This window comes from Streptomyces sp. UH6 (assembly GCF_013421635.1).
Lineage (GTDB): Bacteria > Actinomycetota > Actinomycetes > Streptomycetales > Streptomycetaceae > Streptomyces > Streptomyces abyssomicinicus.
The window spans coordinates 1-2,819 of the sequence record NZ_JACADT010000747.1; the positions used below are offsets into that span (position 1 = coordinate 1).

The window sequence follows — 2,819 nt, forward strand, 5'->3', positions numbered from 1 at the left end:
TCAGAGGCGTTCGACGACGGTGGCGATGCCCATGCCGCCGCCGACGCAGAGGGTGGCCAGCCCGTACCGCAGGTCGCGGCGCTCCAGTTCGTCGATCAGGGTGCCGAGGATCATCGCGCCGGTGGCGCCGAGCGGGTGGCCCATGGCGATGGCCCCGCCGTTGACGTTGACCTTGTCCAGGCTCAGGCCCATGTCCCTGGCGTAGCGCAGGACGACGGCGGCGAACGCCTCGTTGATCTCGACCAGGTCGATGTCGTCGACGGTCAGGCCGGCCTTGGCGAGCGCCTTGCGGGAGGCGGGGGCGGGGCCGGTGAGCATGATGGTGGGCTCGGAGCCGGAGACGGCCGCGGAGACGATGCGCGCCCGCGGGGTCAGACCGTGGCGCTCCCCGACCTCCTTGGTCCCGATGGCGACCAGCGCGGCGCCGTCCACGATGCCCGAGGAGTTGCCCGCGTGGTGGACGTGCTCGATCCTCTCGACCCAGTGGTACTTCTGCAGCGCCACCGCGTCGAAGCCGGCCGCCTCGCCGATCGTGGCGAACGAGGGCTTGAGCCTGGCGAGCGAGTCGGCACTCGTACCGGGCCGCATGTGCTCGTCCCGGTCGAGGACCGGCAGCCCGTTGCGGTCCCGGACGGGGACGACGGACCGGTCGAAGCGGCCCTCCTTCCAGGCGGTGGCGGCCCGCTCCTGGGAGAGCGCCGCGTACTCGTCGCAGTCACGGCGCGAGAAGCCCTCCAGGGTGGCGATCAGGTCGGCGCCGATGCCCTGGGGCACGAAGCCGGTGTCGTGGTTGGTGCGCGGGTCCTGCGCCCAGGCGCCGCCGTCGCTGCCCATGGGCACGCGGGACATCGACTCCACGCCGCCGGCCAGGACCAGGTCCTCCCAGCCCGAACGGACCTTCATGGCCGCTATGTTGACGGCCTCGAGACCGGAGGCGCAGAAGCGGTTCTCCTGCACGCCGGCCACGGTGTCCGGCAGGCCCGCGAGGATGGCGGCGGTGCGGGCGATGTCCGCGCCCTGGTCGCCCACCGGGCCGACCACGCCGAGGACGATGTCGTCGACCGCCGCCGGGTCGAGGTCCGGGAAACGGCGGCGGGTCTCGTGGATCAGGCCGACGACGAGGTCGACCGGCTTGGTGCCGTGCAGGGCCCCGTCGGCCTTGCCGCGCCCGCGGGGGGTGCGGATCGCGTCGTAGACGTACGCTTCGGTGCTCACCTTGGGTGTGCCTTCCATTTCCGGGTGTGGGAGAAGCCGGGTGTGGGAGAAGCCGGGTGTGGGAGAAGCCGAGAACTCACACGGGTGGTGGGGGCGGGAGCCGGCCGGTCCTCAGCCGAGGAGGGAGCGGCCGATGATCTCCTTCATGATTTCGGTGGTGCCGCCGTAGATGGTCTGGATACGGCTGTCGAGGAACGCCCGGGCCACCGGGAACTCGCTCATGTAGCCGTAGCCCCCGTGGAGCTGGAGGCAGCGGTCGACCACGCGCTTCTGCAGTTCGGTGGCCCACCACTTGGCCATCGAGGCGTGCACGGCGTCGAGTTCGCCCCGGCTGTGCTCGACGACGCAGCGGTCCAGGAAGGTCCGGGTGACGGCGGCCTCGGTGGCCATCTCGGCGATCTCGAAGCGGATGTGCTGGAGCCTGGCCAGCGGCCTCCCGAACGCCTCGCGCTCCTTCACGTACGTCGTGGTGACGTCCAGGATCGCCTCGGCCGCGGCGGCGGCGCCGACCGCGATGGCCAGCCGCTCCTGCGCGAGGTTGCCCATCAGGTAGGCGAAGGCCTTGTTCTCCTCGCCCAGCAGGTTCTCCTTGGGGACGCGCACGTCGTGGAAGAACAGCTCCGCGGTGTCCTGGGCCTTCTGGCCGATCTTGTCGAGGTTGCGGCCGCGTTCGAAGCCCTCCGTGCCGCGCTCGACCACGAGCAGGCTCTGCCCGCCGCTGCCGCCTTCGGGCGTGGTGCGGGCGACCACGACGACGAGGTCGGCGAGGATGCCGTTGGAGATGAACGTCTTGGTGCCGTTGAGCAGGTAGTGGTCGCCCTCGTCGGTGGCCGTGGTGCGGATGCCCTGGAGGTCGGACCCGGCGCCGGGTTCCGTCATGGCGATGGCGGTGACGATGTCGCCGGAGACGAAGCCGGGCAGCCAGCGCCGTCGCTGCTCCTCGTTCGCGAGCTGGGTCAGGTACGGGCCGACGATGTCGTTGTGCAGGCTGAGGGCCAGCCCGGAGGCGCCGGCGCGGGCGAACTCCTCGATGAGCACGGCGCTGTGACGGAAGTCGCCGGTCCCTCCGCCGCCGTACTCCTCCCCGACGGCCATGCCCAGCAGGCCCTGGCGGCCCGCCGAGCGCCACACCTCGCGGTCGACGACGCCGTCCTTCTCCCAGCGTTCGTGGTGCGGGACCACCTCCTTGGCGAGGAAGGTACGCACCGTCTCGCGGAAGGCCTCGTGGTCGGGGCCGTACAGCTCTCGGTCCATGGTCACAGCCAGCTCCTCACTTGCTCGATCAGCCGAGCGGGATCGGGACCGACGGGGGTGACGTTGAGCATCGTCACGCCCGCCTCACGGAAGGCCTCGACACGGTCGCGGACATGGCCCTCGGGGCCGGCCAGACAGATCTGCTCCAGCAGTTCCGCCGGCACGGCGGCCTCCGCGTCCTTCCTGCGGCCCGCCAGGAAGTGCTCCTGGATCGCGGCCGCGGCGGCCTCGTATCCGTAGGAGCAGACCAGGTCGTGGTAGAAGTTGCGGCCGGGCGCGCCCATGCCGCCGACGTACAGGGCGACGGTGGGCCGCATCAGGTCGCGGACCGCCTCGGCGTCGTCGCCGAC

General features: G+C 71.5%; 3 protein-coding genes. All 3 read right to left on the reverse strand.

The window, feature by feature from the left end; all coding sequences use genetic code 11:
- Complete coding sequence (locus tag HW445_RS25220) at positions 1 to 1,215, reverse strand: acetyl-CoA C-acetyltransferase (RefSeq protein ID WP_180223215.1); 1,215 nt, start codon at positions 1,213 to 1,215, stop codon at positions 1 to 3.
- Between the two features lie 111 nt (positions 1,216 to 1,326).
- On the reverse strand, positions 1,327 to 2,469 hold the full coding sequence (locus HW445_RS25225; protein ID WP_180223217.1) for an acyl-CoA dehydrogenase family protein: 1,143 nt from the start codon (positions 2,467 to 2,469) through the stop codon (positions 1,327 to 1,329).
- Between the two features lie 2 nt (positions 2,470 to 2,471).
- On the reverse strand, positions 2,472 to 2,819 hold a 348-nt coding region (locus tag HW445_RS25230; protein ID WP_180223216.1), incomplete at its 5' end, for an LLM class flavin-dependent oxidoreductase.

Excerpts from the sequence above, each read along its gene's own strand:
- HW445_RS25225 (WP_180223217.1), bottom strand. The coding sequence starts at position 2,469 with ATGGACCGAGAGCTGTACGGCCCCGACCACGAGGCCTTCCGCGAGACG.